The organism is Sphingobium cyanobacteriorum, assembly GCF_030580935.1.
Taxonomy (GTDB): Bacteria; Pseudomonadota; Alphaproteobacteria; order Sphingomonadales; family Sphingomonadaceae; genus Sphingobium; species Sphingobium cyanobacteriorum.
On record NZ_JAUQOM010000041.1, the window covers coordinates 2,501 to 5,774 of the forward strand.

A 3,274-nucleotide genomic window follows, 5' to 3' on the forward strand; every position below is an offset into this window, starting at 1 on the left:
AATGGGACAACCCACCTTCACCATTTAAGACTGCTTCTGGAGCGATCCAGGGCCAGTGTTAAATGGGAGAGGTATCACTAAGCTGAATAAAATAGGCTTTGGTGAGGCGAACCCGGAGAACTGAAACATCTCAGTACCCGGAGGAAAAGACATCAACCGAGATTCCGTTAGTAGTGGCGAGCGAACGCGGACCAGGCCAGCGCCTGGGATATAATTAGCAGAACGCTCTGGAAAGTGCGGCCATAGCGGGTGACAGCCCCGTATGCGAAAATGATATTCCAGGACTTGAGTAGGGCGGAGCACGTGAAACTCTGTCTGAACATGGGGGGACCACCCTCCAAGCCTAAATACTCGTACATGACCGATAGTGAACCAGTACCGTGAGGGAAAGGTGAAAAGCACCCCGATGAGGGGAGTGAAACAGTACCTGAAACCGGATGCCTACAAGCAGTGGGAGGGTCCTTGAGACCTGACCGCGTACCTCTTGCATAATGGGTCTGTGACTTAGTGTATCAAGCAAGCTTAAGCCGTTAGGTGTAGGCGCAGCGAAAGCGAGTCTGAACAGGGCGACCATAGTTTGATGCATTAGACCCGAAACCCGGCGATCTATGCATGACCAGGCTGAAGGTGCGGTAACACGCACTGGAGGGCCGAACCGTTCAATGTTGAAAAATTGTCGGATGAGTTGTGCTTAGGGGTGAAAGGCCAATCAAGCCGGGAAATAGCTGGTTCTCCGCGAAATCTATTGAGGTAGAGCGTCGAATGATTGCCGTTGGGGGTAGAGCACTGGATGGTTGCGGGGGTCGCGAGATCTACCAATACTAACCAAACTCCGAATACCAACGAGTCTAGTTCGGCAGACAGACGGCGGGTGCTAAGGTCCGTCGTCAAAAGGGAAACAGCCCTAACCTACAGCTAAGGTCCCCAAGTCATCACTAAGTGGGAAAGCATGTGGGATTTCCAAAACAACCAGGAGGTTGGCTTAGAAGCAGCCATCCTTTAAAGAAAGCGTAACAGCTCACTGGTCTAAACAAGAGATCCTGCGGCGAAGATGTAACGGGGCTAAAGTGATGCACCGAAGCTTAGGGTTCAGTCTTTGACTGAGCGGTAGCGGAGCGTTCCGTAGGCCGTTGAAGCGGAAGGGTAACCGACCGTGGAGGTATCGGAAGTGCGAATGCAGACATGAGTAGCGATTAACAGTGTGAGATGCACTGTCGCCGAAATTCCAAGGGTTCCTGCTTAAAGCTAATCTGAGCAGGGTAAGCCGGCCCCTAAGACGAGCCCGAAGGGGGTAGTCGATGGGAACCACGTTAATATTCGTGGGCCTGGAGGTGTGTGACGGATGCCGTAACTGGTCAGGGCTTATTGGATTGCTCCTGGCTGGGAAGGTGTCCCAGGAAATAGCCCCTCCGTATAGACCGTACCCTAAACCGACACAGGTGGAATGGTAGAGTATACCAAGGCGTTTGAGAGAAGTATCCTGAAGGAACTCGGCAAATTGCCTCCGTACCTTCGGAAGAAGGAGGCCCCACATATGCGCAAGCACTTGTGGGGGGCACAGGCCAGGGGGTAGCGACTGTTTAGCAAAAACACAGGGCTCTGCTAAGTCGGCTTCAAGACGACGTATAGGGCCTGACGCCTGCCCGGTGCCTGAAGGTTAAGAGGAGGAGTGCAAGCTCTGAATTGAAGCCCAGGTAAACGGCGGCCGTAACTATAACGGTCCTAAGGTAGCGAAATTCCTTGTCGGGTAAGTTCCGACCTGCACGAATGGCGTAACGACTTCCCCACTGTCTCCAGGATATGCTCAGCGAAATTGAATTCTCCGTGAAGATGCGGAGTACCCGCGGTTAGACGGAAAGACCCCGTGCACCTTTACTGCAACTTCAGAGTGGCATTAGGAAAGAGCTGTGTAGCATAGGTGGGAGGCTTTGAAGCATCGACGCCAGTTGATGTGGAGCCATAGGTGAAATACCACCCTGCTGTTTTCTGATGTCTAACCTCGCACCGTCATCCGGTGCAGGGACCCTCTGTGGTGGGTAGTTTGACTGGGGCGGTCGCCTCCTAAAGAGTAACGGAGGCGCGCGATGGTGGGCTCAGGACGGTTGGAAACCGTCTGTTAGAGTGCAATGGCATAAGCCCGCCTGACTGCGAGACTGACAAGTCGAGCAGAGACGAAAGTCGGTCATAGTGATCCGGTGGTCCCTCGTGGAAGGGCCATCGCTCAACGGATAAAAGGTACGCCGGGGATAACAGGCTGATGATTCCCAAGAGCTCATATCGACGGAATCGTTTGGCACCTCGATGTCGGCTCATCACATCCTGGGGCTGGAGCAGGTCCCAAGGGTTTGGCTGTTCGCCAATTAAAGTGGTACGTGAGCTGGGTTCAGAACGTCGCGAGACAGTTTGGTCCCTATCTGCCGTGGGCGTCGAAATTTGAGAGGAGTTGACCCTAGTACGAGAGGACCGGGTTGAACATACCTCTGGTGTACCAGTCGTTCCGCCAGGAGCGCAGCTGGGTAGCTATGTATGGACGGGATAACCGCTGAAAGCATCTAAGCGGGAAGCCTCCCTCAAGATAAGATTTCATCGAGCCGTCGTAGACCACGACGTTGATAGGTCGGATGTGGAAGTGCGGTAACGCATGGAGCTAACCGATCCTAATTGCTCTGTTCGCGCTTAAGAGTCCCACCATCAACGACAGCATTGGCTTCCAGTGCAAAGCGTTGAAGGCATGGTCGTTAAGCCAGCCCAGATATACGAACATACTCCCAAAATGTGCACGGCACCGATTATAAACCCCGCATCATGCGCCAGCTTCATTGCTTGGTGACCATAGCGTCTGTGACCCACCCGATCCCATCCCGAACTCGGCCGTGAAACCAGACTGCGCCGATGGTACTGTGGCTCAAGCCCCGGAAGAGTAGGGCGTCGCCAGGCATTGAAGCTCGCGCATGATACTGGACAAACCCATTCATAAAGTCTCAAAGGGCGGATCATCACTGGTCCGCCCTTATCCTTTGGTGCCGCGGGATGGAGCAGCCCGGTAGCTCGTCAGGCTCATAACCTGAAGGTCGCAGGTTCAAATCCTGCTCCCGCAACCAATATACAGAATATCACCATACCCCACAGGGAACGCACCCTCCGAAAAACCCGCCCGCAAGGCGGGTTTTTTGCGCTCCACCGCAAACAAAAACATCACGGCAAAAAAAGCCCCGACGCAAACGCAACAGGGATTTGCTCCAGGCCCCGCCAAACAACACCCCCTCGATACAGG

General features: G+C 53.9%; 1 tRNA gene and 2 rRNA genes (1 of these 3 only partly in view). All 3 read left to right on the plus strand.

What is annotated here, in order from left to right:
* Positions 1-2,680, plus strand: a 23S ribosomal RNA gene (locus Q4610_RS21230) (it extends 115 nt beyond the left edge of the window).
* 142 nt (positions 2,681-2,822) lie between these two features.
* Positions 2,823-2,937 (plus strand): 5S ribosomal RNA (rrf, locus tag Q4610_RS21235).
* A gap of 87 nt (positions 2,938-3,024) precedes the next feature.
* Positions 3,025-3,101, plus strand: a tRNA-Met gene (locus tag Q4610_RS21240).
* Positions 3,102-3,274 lie beyond the last annotated feature (173 nt).